We start from the raw sequence: 22,776 nt of genomic DNA on the forward strand, positions 1-22,776 counted from the left end.
GAAGGGCGGTCTATCAGATGCCCTGGAAGATGAACGGCGCGACCAGACCGATCAGGGCGAGGGCCTCGGTAAGAACGAAGCCGAGGAGCATGTTCTGGCGGATCAGGCCGTAGGCCTCGGGCTGGCGCGCAATGGCCTGCACGCCCTGACCGAAGATGATGCCGACGCCGATGCCGGGGCCGATGGCGGCAAGACCGTAACCGATGGCGGTGACGTTGCCGGAGACCTCAGCGAGAATGCCCATTGCTGTTATTCCTTTACTGGACGGCCGGCGACTCGGGTGTCACCGGTCATGGATATTCCGGTATGTGGTTCTCAGTGCTCCGCGTGCAGCGAGCCGCCGATGTACATCGCGGCCAGCATCGCGAACAGGAAGGCCTGCAAGAACTGGATGAACATCTCGAAGCCCGTGAGGATGATCGTCATGACCACGCCGATGACACCCACAGGGGCGCCCAGCGGCGACAGCTTCTCGAAGAGGAACCAGAAGCCGACCATGCTGAAGAAGGCCAGCAGCATGTGGCCGGCGAACATGTTGGCGAACAGTCGGACCGCGTGCGTGAACGGCGCGATGATCAGGTTGGACAGGAACTCGATCGGCGACAGCAGCACGTAGATCGGCTTCGGCAGCCCCGGCGGGAACATCATGTTCTTGAAGTAGCCCCACGGGCCCTGGTGCTTCATGCCCAGGTAGACCTTGAGCACGTAGATCGAGAGCGCCAGCACGGCCGGGAAGGCGATGTGCGAGGCCACCGGGAACTGGAGCACCGGGATGACGCCCATGAGGTTCCAGACCAGGACCATGAAAAAGAGCGTCACCAGCAGGCCCATCCACCGGTCGGCGTCCTTGCCCAGGAAGGGCCGGGCGACCTGGTCGCGGACGAACATGTAGCCGTACTCGACGACGTTCTGCACACCCCTTGGGACGACCTTGGGGTTGGCGAAGGCTGCCCAGCACAGGCCGATCACGAACACCGCGCTCAGCAGCGCGAGCAGAACCGGCTTCGTGAACCATTCGACCCCGGGAATGATGGGCGGCAGGTTGAACAGCTCTTCAGGCGTAGGCGCCCCGAACTGGTCGGCTGGTGGAGCGAGGAGCGTCAGCGCACTCACGCGGCGTTCCCTTCAACGTCGTAGTAGTTCACAAGGGTTTCCTCAGCGAAGCGATCGCTGCGTCGGCTAGCGACCGAACTTCCGGTAGACCAGATAGCCACCGAGCACGACCCCCAGGACGACGCCTATGGGGAAGAACGCGGACATGTCCAACCAGCGGTCCAGCAACCAGCCGAGACCGCCGTAGAAGACCATCCCCGCGAGCAGATAGCTGGGGACCGACCACATGGCATCGGCGAAGTCGCGACCGTCTTCTTCCGGTCGGCGTTCCTGTGCGCTCATCGCGGCCCTGACGATAGCAGGCGAGTAGAGGACTAGTCATATCGGACCCTGCCCGTACACCAGCCTCATGAGTCGCCCTTTCCGGGGACTCGGGCCTCAGGGTCGACGTAAAGCATCTTGGTCTTCATGAAGGCGCGCACTTCGAAGCCGGTCCACACGAGCGTGCAGATCACGACCGACCAGGCGAACGCCAGCGTGTTCCAGACCGTGGTGTCGCGGAACGCGGTCAGCACGATCATGATGGCGACGACCTTGACGAGATAGCTCACCATCGCCGCGATCGCCATCATCTGGGGAGACACCCGTGCGGCATAGGACACCGCTACCACACTGATGCTGAAGAAAACCCCGACCAGCAAGGTGCCGAGCGCGGCGCCCAGAGCTCCCTTGCCGCCTGCCATCAGGAGCGAGACAACCACGGCGACCACCCCGACCGTCAGGGTCGGAATCGCGGCGCTCTTGAGTACGCGCACGTCGTTGGCCTGCATTGGTGCTCCATCAGCGTGTTATCAAGCGAGCGTTTGCTACCCCCAGAGCATCTGCGTCTGAAGGTCCCTGCTCGTGAAAGATATCACAAGCTCACGGAAGACCGCTTTTACCTGCCGTTTCTAGTTCGCGATCAAGAACGGCTAGGAAAGGCTGGAATGACCGGATTTCCCTCGGCCGATGCACGTTCGCGCGAAGGGCCGTCCCCCGGTGGCATCCGTCGTCTGACCTCGGGCTCCGGCGGAATCGGCGGCATGGGCCCGGTGGGCGGGCCGTCGTCGTCGGGCTGCTTGCCGCGCGAGGCGGCGTGCGCGCCGCCCCTGCCCCGCCAGCGCGGCAGGGCCATCAGCACGAGCACGGCCAGGGCGAGCAGGATGACCACGGGGAACAGCAGCACCGGCACGCCGATCGTGGACATGCCCACGATGCCGAAGGCGAACAGGAACGCCCACGCGTACATGATCAGCACGGACCTGCGGTGCGAGTGGCCGATATCCATGAGCCGGTGGTGCAGGTGACCGCGGTCGGGCGCGAACGGCGACAGGCCGCGTGAGGTGCGGCGCACCACGGCGGTGATCAGGTCGACCAGCGGCAGGATCAGCACGGCGGCCGGCAGGAGCAGCGGCAGCAGCACCGGGACCTTGTTCATGCCCTCGATGATCCCGGGGTCGACCGGCGTCACGGTGACGATGGAGGAGGCGAGCACGAGCCCGATCAGCATGGCCCCGGTGTCGCCCATGAAGATCTTCGCCGGGTGGAAGTTGTGCGGCAGGAACCCCAGGCAGGTGCCGATGAGGATGGCCGCGATGGCCGCCGTGGTGGTGATGCGGCCGCCGCTGATGTTCTCGGCGAGGAAGATCGAATAGGCCCAGGTGGCCATGCCGGCGATGCAGACGATCCCGGCCGCCAGGCCGTCGAGCCCGTCGACGAAGTTGACCGCGTTGATGGTCACGACCACGACCATGATGGTGATCACGGTGCTGAGGGTGTAGTCGAGGCTGGTGGAGCCGCCCCAGTCCTGCGGCAGCGGGATGTAGAGCAGCCGCAGGTCGAAGAAGACCAGCACGCCTGCCGCCGCGATCTGCCCGCCGAGCTTGATGAAGGCGTCCATGCCCCACCAGTCGTCCAGGAACCCGGTGATCGTGATCAGCCCGCCGGCCACGATCAGCGCCGTCACCGCGTCGGCCTCGGTGTGCGTCAGCGCCTTGCCCGTGTGCGTGAGCTGACTGGCCACCAGCAGGCCCACGACCAGGCCGCCGTACATCGCCAGACCGCCCAGTCTGGGCGTCGGCGTGGTGTGCACATCACGCGCGCGAACCTCCGGCATGGCGCCGATGCGGATGGCGAAGCGGCGCACCAGCGGAACCAGCAGATAGGTCACGGCTGCCGAGATGAGCGCCATGAACAGGTATTCGCGCACGGACCTAGTTTCCCGGATGCTCCGGCCGACTGTGACCGGAAAACGACACAGACCAGCTTAATATTCGCTGAGATATGGCCGATGGATGGCCAGAAGCGCCGCAATTCTTTCCCTGACCTCCCTCGCGCTCCCCGGATGGCGCACGGCCCTGGTCACCAGCGTCCCCACCTCCTTGAGCTCCTGGGGCCCCATCCCCTGCGTAGTGACACACGGTGTGCCCACCCGGATACCTGACGTGATGGACGCCGGTTCCGGATCGTAGGGGATCACGTTGCGGTTGAGCGTGATCCCCGCCGCCGCGCACCGCTGCTCCGCTTCGGCGCCCGACACCCCCACGTCACGCAGGTCGATCAGCGCCAGGTGCGTGTCCGTGCCGCCGGAGACGGCCCGCATCCCCTCCCCGCTCAGCGACTCGGCCAGGGCCCGGGCGTTCACGATCACTTTGTTGACGTAGTCGGCGAACTCCGGCCGCATCGCCTCCCCGAACGCCACCGCCTTTGCCGCCACCGCGTGCATCAGCGGCCCGCCCTGGACGAACGGGAACACCGCCCGGTCGATCTTCTTGGCCAGCTCCTCCGTGCACAGGATGGCCCCGCCACGCGGCCCCCGCAGCGCCTTGTGGGTGGTGAACGTCACGACATCCGCGTACGGCACCGCCGAGGGGATCGCGCCGCCCGCCATCAGCCCGATCGGATGCGCCACGTCGGCCATCAGCCACGCCCCCACCTCGTCGGCGATGCCGCGGAAGGTCCCGTAGTCGATCAGCCTCGGGTACGACGTCGCACCGCACACGATCAGCTTCGGCTGGTGCCGCAGGGCCAGATCCCTGACCTCGTCGTAGTCGATGAGTTCGGTGTCGCGGCGCACGCCGTACGACACGACGTCGAACCATCTTCCCGAAAAGTTCACCTTCGAGCCGTGGGTGAGGTGGCCGCCGTGCGGCAGTGCCATGGCCAGCATCGTGTCGCCGGGCTGCAGGAGCGCGGCGTAGGCGGCCAGGTTGGCGGAGGCGCCCGAGTGCGGCTGGACGTTGGCGTGCTCGGCGTTGAAGAGTTTCTTCGCGCGTTGGATCGCCAGCCGCTCGGCCCGGTCGACGACCTCGCAGCCGCCGTAGTAGCGGCGGCCTGGGTAGCCCTCGGCGTACTTGTTGGTGAGCGTGGAACCCAAAGCGGCCAGGACGGCGGGCGAGGTGAAGTTCTCGCTCGCGATCAGCTGGAGCCCGCCACGCACGCGGTCGAGCTCGTCGAGCAGCACCTGCGCGAGCTCGGGATCCTGCTTCTGCAGCAGCCCGAAATCCGGGCCGTAATAGGGTGGCGTACCCATTTCCCCAATGTACGCCCTGATGTCCGGTTCGCCCACAAGGTGGGGTTACCCGGGGTAGCGCGGCATGACTGCCGAGGCCGGCAGCCACTGTGGAGTGTCCGCCGCGCGGTCGCTGATCGCCGTCAGCACCGCATGGCGGTAGGCCGCCAGCCTGGTGCGCCATTCGCGGATGTCCTGGACATAGCGCTCGCCCACCGGGGCGTCCCACGTCTGGGGGCTCCTGGCCAGGCTGTAGGCCTTGTCCAGGGCCGTTTTGAGCGCATTCAGCTGGGGCATGACGGCGTTCCATGCGTCGACCAGCCGCTCGTACTCGGGGTTGTACCGGTGGGCGCCCGGCGGGGTCGCCAGCGATCCGGCGGTCTCCTCCGGAGGGCGGGACTTGTTGGTCCAGGCCTTGGGGGCAGGAGGATCGACGTACATCAGGAGCTCCTTTCCGGCGTGCTGGGATCGACCGCACCCGGCGGGCCGTCCGGGCGGATGTCCTCAGGCGCCCACTCGCCTTTGCCGTACTCGCCGGGCGGGATCTGCACAGAGGGCATCTCCTGCGGCTGGATGTCGCGGTGGTTCTCGATCACTGTCGTCAGGGCTTCGAGGTGGGGTGGGGGGACGTCTATGGAGACCACGTCGCTGTCGTCGCTCGCCCACGCCTCGACCCCCGACCGGCTCTCGGCCTCGCCGCCTGCCTCGGCGACGGCCGCCACGTCGTACCCGCCCGCCGACATCGCACCATCGGCTTCGGCGCGCCGGTCACCGTAAGCGTCGGCCACCGCGCCACCGTGCACGCCATCCGGCGCACCGCTGTGAACGCCCTCCGGCCCACCGCTGTAGATGCCGTCCGGCGTGGCGCCGTGCACCCCATCCGGCCCACCGCTGTAGATGCCGTCCGGCGTGGTGCCGTGAGCGCCGCTCGGCGTGGTGCCACCGGCATCGGGCCGCATGTCCGGTGTCGTGGTGCGGGGCTCATCGGCTGTCCCCGCGCCGGGGGCGTCGCCGGCGGCTCCCGGGTTCGCGCCGGCATCGCCAGCGGGTGGCGTGGGCGGGATCCGTACGCCGGTGTCGCTGTCCGACGGGGTGTCGCCCGGCGTCGCGCCGGTGCCACCGGGCGTCGTCCCGGTGCCGCCCGGTGTGCCATCCGCATCCCCGGACCGTGTGCCCGTGGCCCCAGGCGTGGTGTCCTTGCCGTCGGGCGTGGTGCCCTTACCGTCGGGCGTGGTGCCCTTACCGTCGGGCGTGGTGCCCTTACCGTCGGGCGTGGTGCCCGTGCCATCCGGCGTGGTGCCCGCGGCGGAGTCGCAGGCATCGTCGGCTTGCGAGGCCGAGGAGGGATCATCGATCGGCGTGATGCCCACCGAACCGTACCCGTCCGCCGGATAGGCGCCCGTCGTGCCGCCGCCCGTGGCGGACGGACCGGAGCCGCCTGCGCCCGATGTGGCCGTCAGGCCGGTGCCGTCCGAGGCCGATGACGTCGGCGGGAGGGTCACCTGGTCGCCCATGGCCGTGGGCGGCCCGCCGTGGGCGATGGAGCCCGGGTCGCCGTCCGGGCGGATTTCGCGTTCGGCCCACTGGCCCTTGCCGTACTCACCCGCCGGAACCTCCACCCCCGGCATGTCCAGGGGTGGGATGTCGCGGTGGTTCTCGATCACCGTCTTCAGCGCGTCCAGGTTGGGCGGGGTGGCGTCGGCGGAGACGACGTCGCTGCCGTCGTTGGCCCAGGCGTTGACGTTCGAGGCGGCGGTGGCGTCGGCCGGCATCTTCGGCATTTCGGCCGGCTGGACCTTGTCGGTGTTCTCCAGCAGGTCTTCTATCTGCTCGGCCGTGGGCGGGTCGAGGGGTATCTGCAGGACCTTGACGCCGTCCACCACCACGACCTGCGGCTTGGTGGCATCGGTGTCGTCGGGGTGGTCCTTGGCCGGGGTGTCCGCCGCGGCACCCGTGTCCGTCCCACCGCCGTCCGCCTCGGCCCCGCGCTCGCGCCGACTGTCCAGATCGTCATCCTTGGGCTGATCGGCGGGCTGTTCACCGATATTCCCGCCAGTCCCGGGATCCCCACCGGTGCCAACGTCCCCACCAGTCCCAATGTCGTCGGTGCCAGTGTCGCCGCCAGTGCCGACGTCCCCACCGGTGCCCGCGTCCCCGCCAGTGCCTACGCCTCCGTCGCTCCTGGAGTCCGCGTCCACGCCGGTGTCCTTGCCCGTCCCCGTGTCCTTGCCGATCCCAGTGTCGTCGGCGTCGTCGCACGTCTTCCCGTCGGAGCCGGTCTCCCCGTCCGAGCCCGTCCTGCCGTCGGCATCGGTCTTGCCGTCCGAACCCGTCTTACCGTCGGCATCGGTCTTGCCGTCCGAACCCGTCTTACCGTCGGCGTCCGTCTTGCCGTCCGACCCGGTCCTGGGTTCCTCGCCCGTTTTGACGTCATCGTCCTTGGGGGTCACCTCGTCGGGCTTCTCACCGGCGCGCGGATTTTCGTACCTGTCCTGCTCCCCGCGCACGTCCTTGGGCTCGTCGTCGTCCGTGGCCCCGCCCCCGGACCGAGGTGCGTCCCCTGTCCCCCGCGGCTCGTCGACCCGTTTCTCCAGGACCTCGAGCCGCTTGTTCACATCCCTGACCATCTCCTCGGCCGCGTCGGCGATCTGGACGGGACGGTGCGTGGTCTGGGCGGACAACCCGGCCCGGTTCAACTCGAACCTGACCCGATCCTCGGCCGTACGCATCTGCGTGGCCGCGTGTTTCACCTCGGACAGCAGATCACGGACCAGCTTGGGATCCATGCCATCGAACTTGCCCATGAACCACTCCCCGGACCAATAGCCGCTCCGGGCCTCACCGTAATCTTGGGAGGAGCGCGGCCGCAGCCGGGATAAGCAGACGGTATACGTCGGCCTGCCGGGTCAACCGATCAGTCGTCAGTGGCGACGTAGCCGATGATGCCGCGGAGCTTCTCCACCGGGATCGCGCCGCGACGCAACATCCTGGGCACGGCCGTGGTCAGGTCGAGGATGGTGGACGGCGTGTTGTCGGTGGTCTTGCCGCCGTCGAGGTAGACCGCGATCGACTCACCGAGCTGCTCCTCGGCCTCCTCAGCCGTCGTGGCGGCCGGGGCGCCGGAGCGGTTGGCGCTGGAGACCGCCATGGGCCCGGTCTCCTTGAGCAGCTCGAGCGCGACCGAGTCGAGCGGCATGCGCACGGCCACCGTGCCCTTGGTGTCCCCCAGGTCCCAGGAAAGGGCCCTGTTGGCCTTGCAGACGAGCGTGAGCGGCCCAGGCCAGAAGGCGTCTATCAGGTCCTGGCCGTAGGCTCCCATGTCGTCTATGAGCGCTGTGGCGGCTCTGACGGTGCCGACGAGAACGGGCGGCGGCATGTCACGGCCGCGCCCCTTCGCGTCCAGCAGCGCGGTCACCGCCGACGGCGTGAACGCGTCGGCGCCGATGCCGTAGACGGTGTCGGTCGGCAGCACCACGAGCTCGCCCCTGCGCACGGCAGCGGCGGCCTCCTGCAGGCCCTCGGCCCGCTGCTCGGGGTCTGAGCAGTCAAAACGTCTTCCCACGGCAAGAATCCTATTCCTGGCCCAGCCTTGCGGTGACGAAACGATCTCTTCTCGTGAGGTCTTGGCGTAGCCGCACGTCGCGCCAGCCGTTGTCCTCGGGGAAAGTCAGATAGACGGCCCTGCCCTGCTCGTCGGCGTGCTCGACGGCGACCCAGCCACCGGGTCGCAGCAGGCGGCGGGCGGTGCGCTCGACCGCGCGCACCTCGCCGAGCCCGTCGTCGCCGGAGCCGTAGAGCGCCCGCGTGGGGTCGTAGTCGCGCACCTCGGGGTCGCGCGGGATCCCGCCGGGCGGGATGTAGGGCGGGTTGGAGATCACCAGGTCCACCTTGCCGTTGAGCTCGGGTAGCGCCTCGGCGAGATCCTCGGGGTGCAAGTGCGTACGGCCCTGGCCGTGCTCGGAGATGTTGCGCTTGGCCCACGTGTACGCCGCGGGGTCGACCTCCACGGCGTGGACCTCGGCCAGCGCCACCTCCTGGGCGATCGAGAGCGCGATGGCGCCGGACCCGGTGCCGAGGTCGACCACGAGCGGAGCGGTCACGTCCATCTCGCGCAGCGTCTCGATCGCCCAGCCGGCCATCACCTCGGTCTCCGGCCGCGGCACGAACACGCCCGGCCCGACCGAGAGCTCCAGGTAGCGGAAGTAGGCGTGCCCGGTGATGTGCTGCAGCGGCTCCCGGGCCGCGCGCCTGGCCACGCCCTCCCAGAACAACGCGTCGAAGTCGCCGTCCTTGACCGTGTGGAGCTCGCTCCTGCGCACGCCGTGGACGAAGGCCGCGATCTCCTCCGCGTCGGTGCGCGGTGAGGGCACGCCAGCCTCGGCCAGCCGCGCGGTGGCGAGGGCGATCTCGTCCAGCAGAAATGTCATGAGTGTTGTGCGAGCTTCTCCGCCATCTCGGCGTCGATGAGGGCCTGCGTCACGGCGTTGAGCTCGCCGTCGAGAACCTGGTCGAGGTTGTACGCCTTGAAGCCGACACGATGGTCGGAAATGCGGTTTTCCGGAAAGTTGTAGGTGCGGACGCGCTCCGATCTGTCGACCGTGCGCACCTGGGACTTGCGCTCCGCCTGCGCGGCGGCGTCGGCCTCCTCCTGCGCCATGACCAGCAGCCGGGCCCGCAGGATGCGCAGCGCCGACTCCTTGTTCTGCAGCTGGCTCTTCTCGTTCTGGCAGGAGACGACCACGCCGGTGGGCAGGTGGGTGATGCGGACCGCGGAGTCGGTGGTGTTGACGCTCTGGCCGCCGGGGCCGCTGGAGCGGTAGACGTCGATGCGCAGGTCGTTGGGGTCGATCTGGACGTCGACGTCCTCCGCCTCCGGGTAGACGAGCACGCCCGCGGCGCTGGTGTGGATGCGGCCCTGTGACTCGGTGACCGGCACCCGCTGCACGCGGTGCACGCCGCCTTCGAACTTGAGCCTGGACCACACGCCTTCGTCGCCCTTGGCCTTGATGCCGACCGTGACGTCCTTGTATCCGCCCAGGTCGGACGGCTGGGAGTCGATGACCTCGGTCTTCCAGCCGAGACGCTCGGCGTAGCGCAGATACATCCGCAGCAGGTCACCCGCGAACAGCGCGGACTCCTCGCCGCCCTCGCCCGCCTTGATCTCCATGATGATGTCCTTGTCATCGTTGGGATCACGCGGGATGAGCAGGTGCTTGAGCCGCTCCTCCAGCTGAGGAACGCGCCCTTCGAGCTCGGCGGCCTCCGCCGCGAACGACTCGTCCTCGCCGGCCAGCTCCTTGGCTGCGGTCAGGTCCTCGCGGACGGACTCCAGCTCGCGGTAGGTGCCGACGATCGGCGTGAGCTGGGAGTAGCGCCTGCCGAGGGTGCGGGCCTTGCTCTGGTCAGCGTGCACGGCGGGGTCGGCGAGCTGCAGCTCCAGCTCGGAATACTCCTTGAGCAACTCGTCGAGGTTCACCGTGCGTCCTTCAGTCGTTTCGGGTTCTTCACCAACAACGCCGACCCGGCGCTCGCTCGAGCGTCCGGGCCGGCGTGAGTGAAGCTACTTGCCCGTGGCCTTCTTGCCGAAGCGCTTCTCGAAGCGCGCCACCCGGCCGCCGGTGTCGAGGATCTTCTGCTTGCCGGTGTAGAACGGGTGGCAGGCAGAGCACACGTCGGCGTGGATCACGCCGTTCTTGGCGGTGCTGCGCGTGGTGAACGTGTTGCCGCAGGAACAGGTCACCTGCGTCACGTTGTAGTCAGGGTGGATGTCGGGCTTCATCGCTGTCCTTTCGGGGCGCGGCCGCCGGGTCGCCTTCATGCATGGCGGGAACCGGAACCGCAAAACGGTCAGCTACCAGTGTGCCAGATCGTCGAACCATCCCAGGCCATCGGACATTCCCCGCGATCTACGCAGCAGAGGTCCGAATGTCACATTAGGCTCCCTGCCACCATCCCTCACTTTGGTAAGGATCCCAGGCATGAAGAGAAGGGTGCGATCGCTGCTCGCGATCGCCATGGGGGCCGCCGTTCTCCTCGCGGGCACCGGTGTGAGCGCCGCCGCCACGATGGCCGACGACTTCACGGGGGACGCCTCCGCCAGCGCGTCCATCCCGCTCCAGAACGACGTCGAAGGCGTCGTGACGCTCACGCTCAAGGAGCCGTCCAAGGTCTCCGGCGTCACCGGCTCCATCGAACCGCCGGGCAAGGCGGCGAAAACGGTGACGTTCGACTTCAGGACGGGCGACACCGCGGCGACGCAGAAGCTCACCGGCAAGTGGCCGATCAGCAAGGACGACCCGGCCGGCGAGTGGAAACTGAGCGTCGTCGTCACCCGCGACACCGGCGCCAATACCACGCCGTTCGTGGTCAAGGTCTCCGGCAAGCAGGGGATCACCGGCGCGAAGGTCAGCCCGAACCCCGTCCAGCTCGTCAAGGGCAAGGACGTCCAGGTCTCGGTGGAGGCGTCGGTAAAGGACGCGACCACGGTGTCGGCCAAGCTCGTCAGCGACGCGGGCGGCGAGTTCTACGACCTGGGCGACCTGGCCAAGGAGGCGGACGGCCGCTACCGCGGGAGCACGTACTTCGCCGACGACAGCACCCCCGGCGACTGGACCCTCGAGGTGTACGCGCACAAGGGCGGCGAGACGCTCAAGGGCGTGGCGGCGTTCACGGTCGTGGCGCCCGAGGGCGGCGCGTCCAAGAAGGCCAAGTCGCGGGTCACGATCGCCGCGCCGAACAAGGTGACCAAGGGCAAGACGTTCAAGGTGTACGGCAAGGTCTACCGCGGCACGAAGGCGTACAAGGGCAAGATCGTGGAGGTGTACTTCAAGGCCAAGGGCACCAAGACGTACAAGCTCATGGGCTTCGCCAAGGCCACCTCGACCGGCAAGTACGCCAAGACGTACACGGCCAAGAAGGACGGCTACTTCCGGGTCAGGGTGCCCGGCACGAAGACGACGCGGAGCTCGCTGTCGCCCCAGGAGTTCGTGGACGTCAGGTAACTAGCGGCCGAGATAGGTCAGCACGGCCAGCACACGCCGATGGTCCTCGGGCGCCGGCCCGAGGGCCAGCTTGGCGAAGATGCCGGAAATATGCTTCTCGACCGCCCCTTCGGTGACGACGAGGCGGGCGGCGATGGCGGTGTTCGAGCGGCCCTCGGCCATCAGCGCGAGGACCTCGCGCTCGCGGGGGGAGAGCGTGTCGAGCGGGGCGCCGCGGCGCTGGCGGCTGAGCAGCTGCACGACCACCTCGGGGTCGATGACCGTGCCGCCCGCCGCCACCTGCCGCACCGCCTCCAGGAACTCGGCCACGTCGGCCACCCGCTCCTTCAGCAGGTAGCCGACGGCCTTGCCGATGAGGTCGCCCGCGTAGCGCTCCTCGACGTACTGCGACAGGACCAGGATGGGGAAGTCCGGGCGGGCCTGGCGGACCCGCAGCGCCGCCCGCAGGCCCTCGTCGGTGTGCGTGGGCGGCATGCGCACGTCGACGATCGCCAGGTCGGGGTCGTGCTCCAGCACCGCCGCCTCCAGCGCGGGCCCGTCGGAGACGCTCGCCACGGTCTCGATGCCGCCGTCGGCGAGCAACCGGGCCAGCCCTTCCCGCAGCAGTACGGAATCCTCGGCGATGACCACACGCATGGCCACATGACTACCACTCGCAGGGCAGCTCCGCACGCACGATCGTGGGCCCGCCGATGGGGCTGTGCACCACGAGCACGCCGTCGATGGTGGCCGCCCGGTCGGCCAGTCCCGACAGCCCGCCGCCGGGGGTGACGACGGCGCCGCCGACCCCGTTGTCCCACACGTCGACGATCACGCCGCGACGGTCCCTGAACACCGACACCGACGCCTCCGTCGCGGCCGCGTGCTTGGCCATGTTGGCCAGTGACTCCGCGACGATGAAGTAGGCGATGCTCTCCACCGCGGCCGGCGGCCGCTCCTCCAGCTCGACCGACACGTCCACGCGAATGGGCGCTCGCGCGGCCAGCCCGGACAGGGCCGCGTCCAGCCCGCGGTCGCTCAGGATGGCCGGATGGATGCCCCTGGCCAGGTTGCGCAGCTCGGCGATGGCGGCCTTGGTGCCCGCGTGCGCCTGCGCGATGAGCATCCTGGCCTCCTCGGGCTCGGCGTCGAACTTGGCCTGTGCCCGTCCCAGGTCCACCGCGACGGACAGCAGCCGCTGCTGCGCGCCGTCGTGCAGATCGCGCTCGATCCTGCGCCGCTCCGTCTCGGCCGCGTCGATGCCCCGGGCACGGCTGGCCCGCAGCCGCTCCTCCTCGCTGCCGCCGAGCAGCACCACGGCGAGGGTCCCGTGCAGCCAGGCCATCCCCCGCACGAGGTACGCGGTCAGCACGAGCAGCACGACGCCGAAGAACGTGGCCACCCAGGCGGCCGTCCATTCCTCGATGAAGTATTCGCCCTCCCCCATCGCCTCATCGATCGCCAGGATGAAGGGCGCGAGCAGCAAACCGCCCGTGGCGATCCACAACGCTGCCGACGCCACCGCCTCCACCAGCCCGAGCGGCAGCAGCATCAGCAGATAGCCCAGGTCCTTCCAGGTCGCCGGATCCGTCACCAGCCAGCGGATGTGCGCGCCCAGCCCCCGCTCGGGACGGCTCCGGTACGGGTCCGGAATCCTGACCCCCAGCGCCGCCCCCAGTATCCTGCGCTCCAGCATCGCCCCGCCGCGCCACATCAGCATGGTCGCCATCGTGAGGGGCACGCCGACCCAGAGGACCGTGAGCGAGAGCGAGGTCGGCACCGCCAGCGATAACACGATGAACCAGCCGAGCCCGAACGCCACGCTGACCAGCAAGTACGGTGCCGCACGCCACGTCATCGGATCGACCAGGACCCCCAGCGGGCCTTTCGGCCCGAACGGCACGCGGTCTTTCAACGCCACCGATCGCATGCCCCAAGCCTGCCCGCCGGAGCGGCGCGCGTGAATGTGGCTGCCGTCCGGCCCGAGGTAGGGCTACCCCCACCATCGCCACACCAGCGCCCCATACCCGTCCGCCCGCTCCGTATCAAGGAAAAAGGGGCGGCAGGGAGAACCCCTGCCGCCCCTTTTCCTACAGGAGCCGCTAGTCGCGGTCGTTGCCCACCGTGGTCTTCTGGACCTGGAGGAGGAACTCCGCGTTGGACTTGGTGTCCTTCATCCGCTCCAGGAGCAGCTCAAGAGCCTGCTGCATGTCCAGCGCGTGCAGCACGCGCCGCAGCTTCCAGACGACCTGGAGCTCTTCCCTGACCATGAGGATCTCTTCCTTACGGGTGCCGGACGCGTCCACGTCCACCGCCGGGAAGATCCGCTTGTCAGCCAGGGACCGGTTGAGCTTGAGCTCCATGTTGCCGGTGCCCTTGAACTCCTCGAAGATGACCTCGTCCATCTTGGACCCGGTCTCGACCAGGGCCGTGGCGAGGATCGTCAGCGAGCCGCCGTTTTCGATGTTGCGGGCGGCGCCGAAGAAGCGCTTGGGCGGGTAGAGCGCCGTGGAGTCGACACCACCCGACAGGATGCGACCGGACGCCGGGGCCGCCAGGTTGTAGGCGCGGCCGAGGCGGGTGATCGAGTCGAGCAGGACGACCACGTCGTGGCCCAGCTCCACCAGGCGCTTGGCCCGCTCGATGGCGAGCTCGGCGACCGTGGTGTGGTCTTCGGCGGGACGGTCGAAGGTCGAGTGGATGACCTCGCCCTTGACCGACCGCTGCATGTCGGTGACCTCTTCAGGCCGCTCGTCCACGAGCACGACCATCAGGTGGCACTCGGGGTTGTTGCGGGTGATCGCGTTGGCGATGGCCTGCAGCACCATCGTCTTACCGGCCTTGGGCGGCGAGACGATGAGGCCACGCTGGCCCTTGCCGATCGGCGACACGAGGTCGATGATCCGCGTGGTCAGGATGTTGTGCTCGGTCTCCAGGCGCAGGCGTTCCTGCGGGTAGAGCGGCGTCAGCTTGTTGAAGTCCGGCCGGTTGCGGGCCTGCTCCGGGTCCATGCCGTTGACGGTGTCAAGGCGGACCAGGGCGTTGAACTTCTCGCGCCGCTCGCCGTCGCGGGGCTGCCGGACGGCGCCGGTGATGACGTCGCCCTTGCGCAGGCCGTTGCGGCGGATCTGGGCGAGCGAGACGTAAACGTCGTTACTGCCCGGCAGGTAGCCGCTGGTCCTGACGAACGCGTAGTTGTCGAGGATGTCCAGTATGCCGGCGATCGGGATGAGCACGTCGTCGTCGCTGACGACGGGCTCGCCGCTCTCGAAGCGGTCACGGCCTCGGCCGCGGTTGCGCTCCCTGAAGCGGCCCCTGCGACCGCGCCCGCCGCGCTCGTCCTCGTCGCCGCCACCGCGCTGGTCGCCACGCTGGTCGCCACGCTGGTCACTGCGCTGGTCACTGCGCTGGTCACTGCGCTGGTCGCCACGCTGGTCACTGCGCTGGTCACCACGCTGGTCACTGCGCAGGTCGCCACGCTGGTCACCGCGCTGGTCGCCACGGCCACCCGCGTCGGCGACGCGCTGGTCGCCGCGGCCGATGTTCTCCGCACGACCGCCCTCACCGCGGTCGCTGCCGGAACGCTCGCCGCGCTCACGACGCTCGCCGCGGGTACGGCGCTCCCTGCGGCTCTCGCCACGCTCGCCGCGACCTTCGCCCTGCGCGGCCTCAACGGCCTGGGGCTGCTGCTCCACGACCGGCTCGGCCGGTGCGACGACAGGTTCGGGCGCCGCGGCCACGGGCTCCGGCGCGGCCACAACGGGCTGCGGGGCGGGCTCTTCGGCGGTCTTGGCGCGGGAACGTTCCCTGCGCGCACGGGTGGGCCGCTCGGCGGCCGGGGCCGCCTCCGGCGTGGCCGCAGGCGCCTCGGCGGCGGCCGCGGGAGCCGGCGTGCCTTCTCCTGCGCCGCCACCCTGCTTCTCCTGGATGGCCGCGATGAGCTGGCTCTTCCGCATGCGCCCGGTCCCGCTGATGCCCAGCTCCGCCGCTATTTTCTGCAGCTCGGGCAGCACCTTGGCGGACAGGCCGGTGCCGGAGCGACGCGCACGCGGCTTGGCCGGAGCGCGAGTGGGGGTGTCGCCGGACGCCGGCTCTGCGCCTGATGCGTCGGAGAGGAGTTCGGTGGTGTCGCTCAACTAAAAGGTCCTTCCCAGGGGTCGGGCGCCGGTTTTGTTCTGCCGGGCGTCCCGGAGGTGCTTGCGATCCGGCGGGACAGACCGGGTCGGGGTGCACTTTGCGATCTTCGGCTGTCGCTGGAGACGGCCGCCACTCTTGGGGAGGGGCTGGTCCACGCCGCCAATGGGCCGTGGCGCGTGGCTGACACCCCCCAGATTGCTGTCGCCAACCAGATGTCGATGTGAATCGAACGCGCAGATCCCCGTCGTCGCCGCCTCGTTCAAGGCCAACCGGGTGTGGGCCAACCGGAGGCTATTGATTTCGGGGAGACAGCCGCGCCGCCCACGCCTCGCGACGTGAAGCGAGATGCAGCGATGTGTGGCTGACAAGCACGCACCCACCAAGGGGGCATCTGGTGCGGCTACCAGCCTAACATCACCAGCGCACACGGCTATTCCCTGAAGGTCTAAAGAGGCATCAGCGTGTCTCGGGGAACTGAACGTTCGCACCAACCGGGTCGACGTCCATTAGCTGGATGTGCCAGTCATTACCCACTTCTGGCGCGATCAAATCCTGCGTATCCGATGTCGAAAACGCAAGAACCGTGGGACCCGCTCCCGAAACGACCGCGGGCACGCCCACTGCACGGAGACGTTCTACCAGATCGGCGCTCGCCTGCATCGCAGGCGCGCGGTAATGCTGATGGAGTCGATCTTCTGTGGCGGCGAGCAAGAGCCCTCGCTCCGGACGCTGGGTCAGCGCGGCTATCAGCAACGCGGCCCTGCCGGCGTTGAAGGAGGCGTCCTTGTGGGGCACGTCCTTCGGCAGCAACCCCCGCGCGGTCTCCGTGGCCAGCCGCGCCGACGGAATCAGGGCGACAGGGCGGATCAGCTCGTCGGGAGTTAGTTTCACCATACGTGGTGACCCGGTGTGGTCAAACCATGCCACGGTCAATCCGCCGGCCAGGCACGGCGCCACGTTGTCCGGGTGCCCCTCGATCTCGGTGGCCAGCGCGAACACCTCGTCGTCGGGAAATTCGGCCCCGGACAGCGCGCGGGCGGCCAGGATCCCGGCGCAGACGGCCGCGGAGGACGAGCCCAGTCCCCGGGCGTGCGGGATGCTGTTGCGGCAGCGCAGGCGGATGCCCTCCGGCTGCGCGACCCCCATGCGGGCGAACGTCTCGCGCATCGTCTTGACGATCAGGTGCCCCTCGCCGAGATCGACCTCCCCCGCGCCCTCGCCCTCCACGGCGACGTGCACGCCGGGCTCGTCGGTGAGTGCCGCCTCGATCTCGTCGTACAGGCTCAGCGCCAGGCCGAGCGCGTCGAATCCCGGGCCCAGGTTCGCCGAGGTCGCGGGCACGCGGATGTCAACGGTCCTCATTCACGCATCTCCCTGTCAGCCCCGTCAGGCGAGGTTGAGCGCCGCCGCGGCGGCGTGGACGTCGATGGGGATGACCACCGGTGCCGGCGCCCCCGAGATGGCCCAGTCCGGGTCCTTGAGCCCGTTGCCGGTGACCGTGCACACGATGCGCTGCCCCGGCTCGACCAGCCCCTGCGCGTGCGCCTGCAGGAGGCCCGCGACGCTGGCCGCCGAGGCCAGCTCCACGAACACGCCCTCCTCCTGCGCGAGCAGCTTGTACGCCGCCGCGATCTGCCGGTCGGTCACCGACTGGATCGCCCCGCCGGACTCGTCGCGGGCCGCCGTGGCGAGCCCCCAGGACGCCGGGTTGCCGATGCGGATCGCGGTGGCGATCGTGTGCGGGTGCAACACCGGCGCGCCCTCGACGATCGGCGCCGCACCGCTGGCCTGGAACCCGAACATGCGCGGCCGCTTGGTCGCCACGCCGTCGGCGAAATATTCCTGGTAGCCCATCCAGTAGGCGGAGATGTTGCCCGCGTTGCCCACGGGGATGCAGTGGATGTCAGGGGCGTCGCCCAAGGTGTCCACGATCTCGAACGCGGCCGTCTTCTGTCCCTGCAGCCGGAACGGGTTGACCGAGTTGACCAGCGCGATCGGATAGCTCGAGGACAACTTGCGGGTCATCTCCAGGCAGTCATCGAACGACCCCTCGACCTGCAGCAGCGTGGCGCCGTGCACGAGCGCCTGGGCCAGCTTGCCCATGGCGATCTTCCCCCGGGGCACCAGAACGGCGCACGTCAGCCCTGCGCGAACGGCATAGGCCGCGGCCGAGGCCGACGTGTTGCCGGTCGAGGCGCAGATGACCGCCTTGGCTCCCTCTTCGACCGCTTTGCTGATGGCCATGGTCATGCCACGGTCCTTGAAGCTGCCGGTCGGGTTGGCCCCCTCGACCTTCAGGTAGACGTCGCACCCCGTCAGCGCCGACACGCGGTGCGCGGGCACCAGCGGCGTGCCGCCCTCAAGCAGCGTGATGACAGGCGTCTTCGGCGTGACGGGAAGACGTTCGCGGTATTCCTCGATGAGGCCACGCCACGACCTGCTCATTGATGACTCCCTACCTGCGGTGTTGGGCACCGAGTGTACGGGGTGCCGGCGGCCGGCACGGATCCGCGTCCACCGGTCGGACGTACCGGTTAGACAGGGCCACTATTCAGGACATTCTCAGTATCTCCCGATAAGGTGCTAGCCCAGGGGGTCACCATCATGAACGCGCGTCCTGCTCTGAGGCAGAACGACTATTCACCGCTGGCAACGCCGCCGCTCGGCGCCTGGTCGCCCGCCCTTTCCGTGAGCGTGGTGATACCCGCGCACGGCGGGCAGGACAAGCTCGACCTGGTGCTGGCCGCGCTGGCGGCGCAGACGTACCCGGACCACCTGATGGAGGTCCTCGTCGTCGACGACGGCAGCCGGCCACCTATTCGGCTGCCCGAAATCCGGCCGGTCAACACCCGCATCGTTCCCGTACGGGACGGCTGGGGCATCTCCAGCGCCGTCAACACCGGCGCCAACGCCGCCGACGGCGAGATCATCCAGCGGCTCGACTCCGACATGGTGGCCTGCCGCGAGCACATCGAGGCCCTGGCCCGCTGGCACCACGTGACGGACTACCTGGTCTCGATCGGTATGAAGAGGTTCGTGGAGATGCCGCCGGTCACGCCGGAGGAGGTCTTCCAGGCAGGACACCTGGGAGAGCTGTTCGACCTGGACGGGGCCGCGCCCAGCTCCACCGAGGCGACGATCGCCAAGACTGACGGGCTGCGCAAGAGCCGCAATCCGTACCACGTGTGCACGGGGCCCACGCTCGCGCTTCCCCGGGAGGTCTTCCACGCCGTGGGCGGGCTCGACCCGACCGTGCTGCGGGGCGGGGACACCGAGTTCGCCTACCGGCTGGCCATGCACGGCGTCGTGTTCGTACCCGACCTGGACGCGCAGGCCGTGCACCTGGGGCTGCCCGCGCAGCACCGTGACCGGGAGCGGGCCGTCCGGGCCGTGGAGCCGTATCTGGCGCACCGGATCCCGCTGCGCAGGGACCTGCGCAAGGATCGGGGGCGGCGGTGGCTGGTGCCGTACGTGGAGATCGTGCTCGACGTCACCGACACCTCCGAGTCCGTGGTGCGGCAGGCGGTGGCGGCGGCGCTGGACGGCAAGCTCCAGGACGTCGTGGTGACGCTGGTGGGGCCCTGGTCGCGGCTGGAGTCCGGGCGGCGGTCGGTGTTGTCGGATCCATGCTTCGAGCTGCGGCTGATGCGTGACCTGTTCGCGCACGACGAACGCATCCGCCTGATCGACGAGGCCGCCCCCACGCCTGCGCCGACGCCGTTCCGCTATCGCGGGCCGGTGGAGGTGCCGCTGCACAAGGCGACGCTGGAGCGCATGATCGAGTCGGTCCAGAAGGATCTCGCGGGCGTCCTGATCGTGGATCTCCCCGAGGGGCGGACCGCGCGTCTGGAGCGTACGTCGGCGTTGGGCCGCGCCCTGTTGCTCGCCGGCCCTGGCGCCGATCTGGACGCCGTCATCGACACCACCCATGGGGTGCGCCATGAGCCCCCGGACCGCTACTGGCCCGCGCCCAAGCAGCCGGACCCGGTCACCATCCCGGCCCCGATGGCGGTGTCCGCGGAACCGGCGGAAAAGACCCTCCTGCGCCGCCTGAAGTCAGCCCTCCGCCCCAACTGACCCCCCCCCACGCCCACCGGCGGGTCAGGTGCGAAGGCGTCTGCCCAAGGTGCGTTTCATCGTGGAGACCAGGCCGCGCAGGCTTTTCTGGGTGCGGGTGACGGCGGAGAGCTGGCGGCGCAGTGCGCCGACCTCGCGGCGAAGCTCCACGGCCGTCTTGCGCCAGCGCCCGGCTTCCTCCCTCCACTTGGCCACCTGCTCGCGCAGCCGCTCGGCCTCTTTGGCCAGCCGGGCGGCCTCCGCGGCCAGCCGGGCGGCGTCGGCCTGAGCCTCCACCCGGGCCCGGTACGCGCTCCGCCGCCCGAGCGGCGAGGCCGCCTCGGTGGTGAACCCGTACGTCTCGGCCTCGACCCAGGCCACGCCGGACACCGCGTCCACCACGTCGTCCAGGTCCTCCCCCGGCTCGGCCACGATGCGGGCCCTGGCGAAGGCGGACAGACGTTCCAGGCGGACCGCGACGACGCCTTGGGACGACTCGTCGAGCAGCACGTTCACCAGGCCGAGGCCTTCGTCGCGGGCGAGGTCGAGCAGGCGCGCCAGACTGTCCTCGCCGGGGATCCAGCCGGCCGGCAGCCGCAGCACGAAAGGCACGGCGGGGTCGACGTCCTCGGCGGCGGACAGGCGTACCCGGCCCTCGTGCCGGTAGTGGCCGCGGACCAGCACCAGGTCGAGGTCGGGGTCGCGGAGCGGGGCGCGGCGCTCGTGCTGGAGATCGTCCCAAGGGCCGAGGAGGAGTACGGAAATGTCAGGCGTGGTGCCGGCGAGCAGGGCGTCCACCGTCGCCCGTACCGAGTCGTAGCCTGCCGTGCCGTCCACCACGACCGTGACGTACGGGACCTTCCACTGCCGGCCGGGATGCCCCCGCAGCCAGCGGTAGGCCGGGATGCGGTCGGCCACCAAGGCGTGGCTCACCCGGTCGATCGGCTGCTTGTCGCGCATCCGCATCGTCGGCCCGAGGTGGTAGGCGCGGGCCGACGGCTCCGGTACGAAGACCGCACCCGCCTGACTCAGCCGGTAGCCCATCTCGGTGTCCTGGCCGAGGATCAGCTCCTCGTCCATCGGCCCCGCCGCCGCGACCAGCCGGGCGTTGACCGAGGTCGCGCCGCCCACATGCAGGCTGAACGGGCGCTGCGGGTTGTCGGTGAGCCCGTTCGTGCGCTCGACGAGGTCGACGATCCAGGCGTGCGGCTCGGCGGGCTCGAAGTGCTTCTCCAGATCGTCGGGCAGCCGAGCGGGCACCTCGGCGGAGGTGAACCTGATGTAGCCGGTGACGACCACGTACGGTGCCGCGTGGTGCCAGCGCATGTGCGCCTCGATCGCGCCGGGCGTGAGCACCACGTCGGAGTCGAGCCAGTGGATCACATCCCCCGTCGCCTCCGCCAGGCCGGCGTTGCGGGCGGCGGCCCTGCCCGGCTCCGCGCAGACGATCAACCGGGTGCGGGCGGGACGGACCTCCGCCAGGCGCAGCGGCGGCGTGCTGCCGTTGTCGACGACGATGACCTGGGTGAGCTCGGCCGGGTAGGTCTGCCTGGCCAGCCCGGCCAGCACCAGGTCGAGCTTGTCCTGCCCGCCGTAGGCCGGAATGATCACGCTGACCGTGAGCTCAGGGATGAAGCCGTCCGGGGGCTGGAGCACGCGGTAGTCGTTGCCGCGCACCCGGGCAAGGCGTCCACGTCCCGGGCGGCTCCCGGCGGCCTGGACCTCGAGCTCGCCGGGCGTGCTCATCGAACCTCCCTGAGCGGGGTCACGCGGCTTCCATCAGCAGGCTCGGGCGGAAGCCGCGCCACTGGTTGGCGGCCACCTTGAGGAAGTGGGCCAGCGGTAACCGCCACGTGTGCTCGTCGCTGAGCCCTCTTCGCAGGACGTAACCCAGTCCGTGGGTGCGGTAAATACGCGTTCCCACCCGTTGAGCCGCCTTCAGGAACTCGAGATCGACAGCCCGAGAAATCCCCGGAAATCCGCCAATTTCCCGAAATTTTGCCAAAGGCACCATGATCGTGCCTCCGGCCACGTGATCGGACCATACCTCGCTCGGATAGCTCGCTCCGCTGGCGAACGTCGTCCGCCTGATCGTGGTCCGCAGCGGTTCGAGGTAGAAGAACTCGGCCGTCGTGCCCACCACGTCGGCCCCCGCGTAGGTCAGGGCCATCAGGAGATCGGCGAGGTGCCGGGGGCCGTACCAGTCGTCGTCGTCCCACTTGACCAGGTAGTCGCCGCTCGCCAGGGCCGCCGCCCGGTTGAGCACCTCGCCGAACGGCACGGAGGCCTCCGCCTCCACCCATTTCACCGGCAGCGCGCACCTCTCGACCGCCTCGCGCACCTGCTCGAATGCCACCCCATGCAGCCCCAGCAGCACCTCGGCCGCGACGCCGCGCTGCCGCTCCATTTGCGCCAGTGCCGCGCCGACCAGGCCAGGTCGTTTGGTCGACATGACGATGCTGATCTCGGGCGCCGGGGTGGGGTGGGCTAAGCGGCGCAGGAGGACGCTGTGCTCCTCGCGCCGCAGGTCGGCCAGGCACCGCATGGAGCCGTCGGGGGCGTGGTCGAGCCAGGCCCGGTCGGTGAGGAGGTCGGCGAGATCATCGGGCACCCAGGGGACGGCACGGTCGGCCGTCAGCGGGATGCCCGCGGCGGCCAGGCGCAGCAGGCCGTCCAGCGCGAGTTCCGGCACCTCGGCCTCAGGCCACTCGATCTCCAGTCCGCGCAGCGCACGTAGGGCGGGCACGTCGGGCGGCGTGCCGTCGACCGCCCAGCCGTCGTCCGACCAGTGCAGGCGGGCCAGCCCCTTCTCCGGCGTACGCGCGAACCCGCAAGGGGTGACGGACATCGATGGGTGCTCCTCCACGGGGATCGGTCGGCGCCTACCTTACGCCGGTTTTACTGACCAGTAGACGCAGAGGGCACATTCGGCAGGACAGCCGTCGCAGGTCTGGGGGCCGATGATTCTCAGTCTTCCTCCAGGAACTTATGGCACGGTAG

The 22,776-nt window shown here is 69.4% G+C and carries 21 protein-coding genes; 2 read left to right on the forward strand and 19 right to left on the reverse strand.

Features of this window, described 5'->3' with window-relative positions; genetic code table 11:
• Positions 1–13: 13 nt before the first annotated feature.
• From atpE to rpmE, 12 genes are all read right to left on the reverse strand, one after another.
• A complete protein-coding gene (gene atpE / locus Q9G87_RS22455) occupies positions 14–244 on the reverse strand; it encodes an ATP synthase F0 subunit C (protein ID WP_305918382.1) in 231 nt (76 codons plus the stop codon).
• 71 nt (positions 245–315) lie between these two features.
• Positions 316–1,113, reverse strand: a complete 798-nt coding sequence (gene atpB, locus Q9G87_RS22460; RefSeq protein WP_305918383.1) for a F0F1 ATP synthase subunit A — start codon at positions 1,111–1,113, stop codon at positions 316–318.
• 66 nt (positions 1,114–1,179) lie between these two features.
• Entirely contained in the window at positions 1,180–1,395 is a 216-nt protein-coding gene (locus Q9G87_RS22465; RefSeq protein ID WP_305918384.1) for an AtpZ/AtpI family protein, read from the reverse strand.
• 65 nt (positions 1,396–1,460) lie between these two features.
• On the reverse strand, positions 1,461–1,883 hold the full coding sequence (locus tag Q9G87_RS22470) for a hypothetical protein (RefSeq protein ID WP_305918385.1): 423 nt from the start codon (positions 1,881–1,883) through the stop codon (positions 1,461–1,463).
• A 131-nt stretch (positions 1,884–2,014) separates the two neighbouring features.
• Positions 2,015–3,301, reverse strand: a complete 1,287-nt coding sequence (locus Q9G87_RS22475) for a glycosyltransferase family 4 protein (RefSeq protein WP_305918386.1) — start codon at positions 3,299–3,301, stop codon at positions 2,015–2,017.
• Positions 3,302–3,358: 57 nt separating this feature from the next.
• Positions 3,359–4,624, reverse strand: a complete 1,266-nt coding sequence (locus Q9G87_RS22480) for a serine hydroxymethyltransferase (RefSeq protein ID WP_305918387.1) — start codon at positions 4,622–4,624, stop codon at positions 3,359–3,361.
• A 45-nt stretch (positions 4,625–4,669) separates the two neighbouring features.
• On the reverse strand, positions 4,670–5,044 hold the full coding sequence (locus Q9G87_RS22485) for a hypothetical protein (protein WP_305918388.1): 375 nt from the start codon (positions 5,042–5,044) through the stop codon (positions 4,670–4,672).
• Positions 5,044–7,407 (reverse strand): hypothetical protein, encoded by a 2,364-nt coding sequence (locus Q9G87_RS22490; protein ID WP_305918389.1) that lies wholly within the window; start codon positions 7,405–7,407, stop codon positions 5,044–5,046. The genes Q9G87_RS22485 and Q9G87_RS22490 overlap by 1 nt, the downstream gene beginning before the upstream one ends.
• A 110-nt stretch (positions 7,408–7,517) precedes the next feature.
• Complete coding sequence (locus tag Q9G87_RS22495) at positions 7,518–8,165, reverse strand: L-threonylcarbamoyladenylate synthase (RefSeq protein WP_305918390.1); 648 nt, start codon at positions 8,163–8,165, stop codon at positions 7,518–7,520.
• Between the two features lie 10 nt (positions 8,166–8,175).
• Entirely contained in the window at positions 8,176–9,030 is an 855-nt protein-coding gene (prmC, locus tag Q9G87_RS22500) for a peptide chain release factor N(5)-glutamine methyltransferase (protein ID WP_305918391.1), read from the reverse strand.
• Positions 9,027–10,079, reverse strand: coding sequence for a peptide chain release factor 1 (gene prfA, locus Q9G87_RS22505; protein ID WP_305918392.1), 1,053 nt, complete (start codon positions 10,077–10,079; stop codon positions 9,027–9,029). The genes prmC and prfA overlap by 4 nt, the downstream gene beginning before the upstream one ends.
• Positions 10,080–10,163: 84 nt before the next feature.
• Positions 10,164–10,382: a 50S ribosomal protein L31 gene (rpmE, locus tag Q9G87_RS22510; protein ID WP_305918393.1), complete on the reverse strand. Its 219-nt coding sequence runs from the start codon at positions 10,380–10,382 to the stop codon at positions 10,164–10,166.
• Between the two features lie 199 nt (positions 10,383–10,581).
• Here rpmE and Q9G87_RS22515 point away from each other — a divergent pair, with 199 nt between their 5' ends.
• Positions 10,582–11,604 carry a hypothetical protein gene (locus tag Q9G87_RS22515; protein ID WP_305918394.1) on the forward strand — a complete coding sequence of 341 codons (1,023 nt, stop codon included), beginning with the start codon at positions 10,582–10,584 and terminating at the stop codon, positions 11,602–11,604.
• On the opposite strand, the gene Q9G87_RS22520 is transcribed toward Q9G87_RS22515, so the two are convergent.
• From Q9G87_RS22520 to thrC, 5 genes are all read right to left on the reverse strand, one after another.
• Positions 11,605–12,240 carry a response regulator gene (locus Q9G87_RS22520; protein WP_305918395.1) on the reverse strand — a complete coding sequence of 212 codons (636 nt, stop codon included), beginning with the start codon at positions 12,238–12,240 and terminating at the stop codon, positions 11,605–11,607.
• Between the two features lie 10 nt (positions 12,241–12,250).
• Positions 12,251–13,513 (reverse strand): sensor histidine kinase, encoded by a 1,263-nt coding sequence (locus Q9G87_RS22525; RefSeq protein ID WP_305918396.1) that lies wholly within the window; start codon positions 13,511–13,513, stop codon positions 12,251–12,253.
• A gap of 172 nt (positions 13,514–13,685) precedes the next feature.
• Entirely contained in the window at positions 13,686–15,719 is a 2,034-nt protein-coding gene (gene rho / locus Q9G87_RS22530; RefSeq protein ID WP_305918397.1) for a transcription termination factor Rho, read from the reverse strand.
• A 457-nt stretch (positions 15,720–16,176) separates the two neighbouring features.
• Positions 16,177–17,082, reverse strand: a complete 906-nt coding sequence (thrB, locus tag Q9G87_RS22535) for a homoserine kinase (protein ID WP_305918398.1) — start codon at positions 17,080–17,082, stop codon at positions 16,177–16,179.
• Positions 17,083–17,106: 24 nt separating this feature from the next.
• The gene (thrC, locus tag Q9G87_RS22540; RefSeq protein ID WP_305918399.1) at positions 17,107–18,165 is read right to left on the reverse strand and encodes a threonine synthase; all 1,059 of its coding nucleotides are present in this window, start codon (positions 18,163–18,165) and stop codon (positions 17,107–17,109) included.
• Between the two features lie 159 nt (positions 18,166–18,324).
• Here thrC and Q9G87_RS22545 point away from each other — a divergent pair, with 159 nt between their 5' ends.
• Complete coding sequence (locus tag Q9G87_RS22545) at positions 18,325–19,797, forward strand: glycosyltransferase family 2 protein (protein WP_305918400.1); 1,473 nt, start codon at positions 18,325–18,327, stop codon at positions 19,795–19,797.
• A 24-nt stretch (positions 19,798–19,821) separates the two neighbouring features.
• Here Q9G87_RS22545 and Q9G87_RS22550 read toward each other — a convergent pair whose 3' ends face one another.
• Together Q9G87_RS22550 and Q9G87_RS22555 are read right to left on the reverse strand one after the other, a co-directional pair.
• Complete coding sequence (locus Q9G87_RS22550) at positions 19,822–21,522, reverse strand: glycosyltransferase family 2 protein (protein ID WP_305918401.1); 1,701 nt, start codon at positions 21,520–21,522, stop codon at positions 19,822–19,824.
• 19 nt (positions 21,523–21,541) lie between these two features.
• Positions 21,542–22,624: a glycosyltransferase family 2 protein gene (locus tag Q9G87_RS22555; RefSeq protein WP_305918402.1), complete on the reverse strand. Its 1,083-nt coding sequence runs from the start codon at positions 22,622–22,624 to the stop codon at positions 21,542–21,544.
• Between the last annotated feature and the right edge of the window lie 152 nt (positions 22,625–22,776).

It is taken from the genome of Nonomuraea turcica, from assembly GCF_030718205.1.
GTDB lineage: Bacteria > Actinomycetota > Actinomycetes > Streptosporangiales > Streptosporangiaceae > Nonomuraea.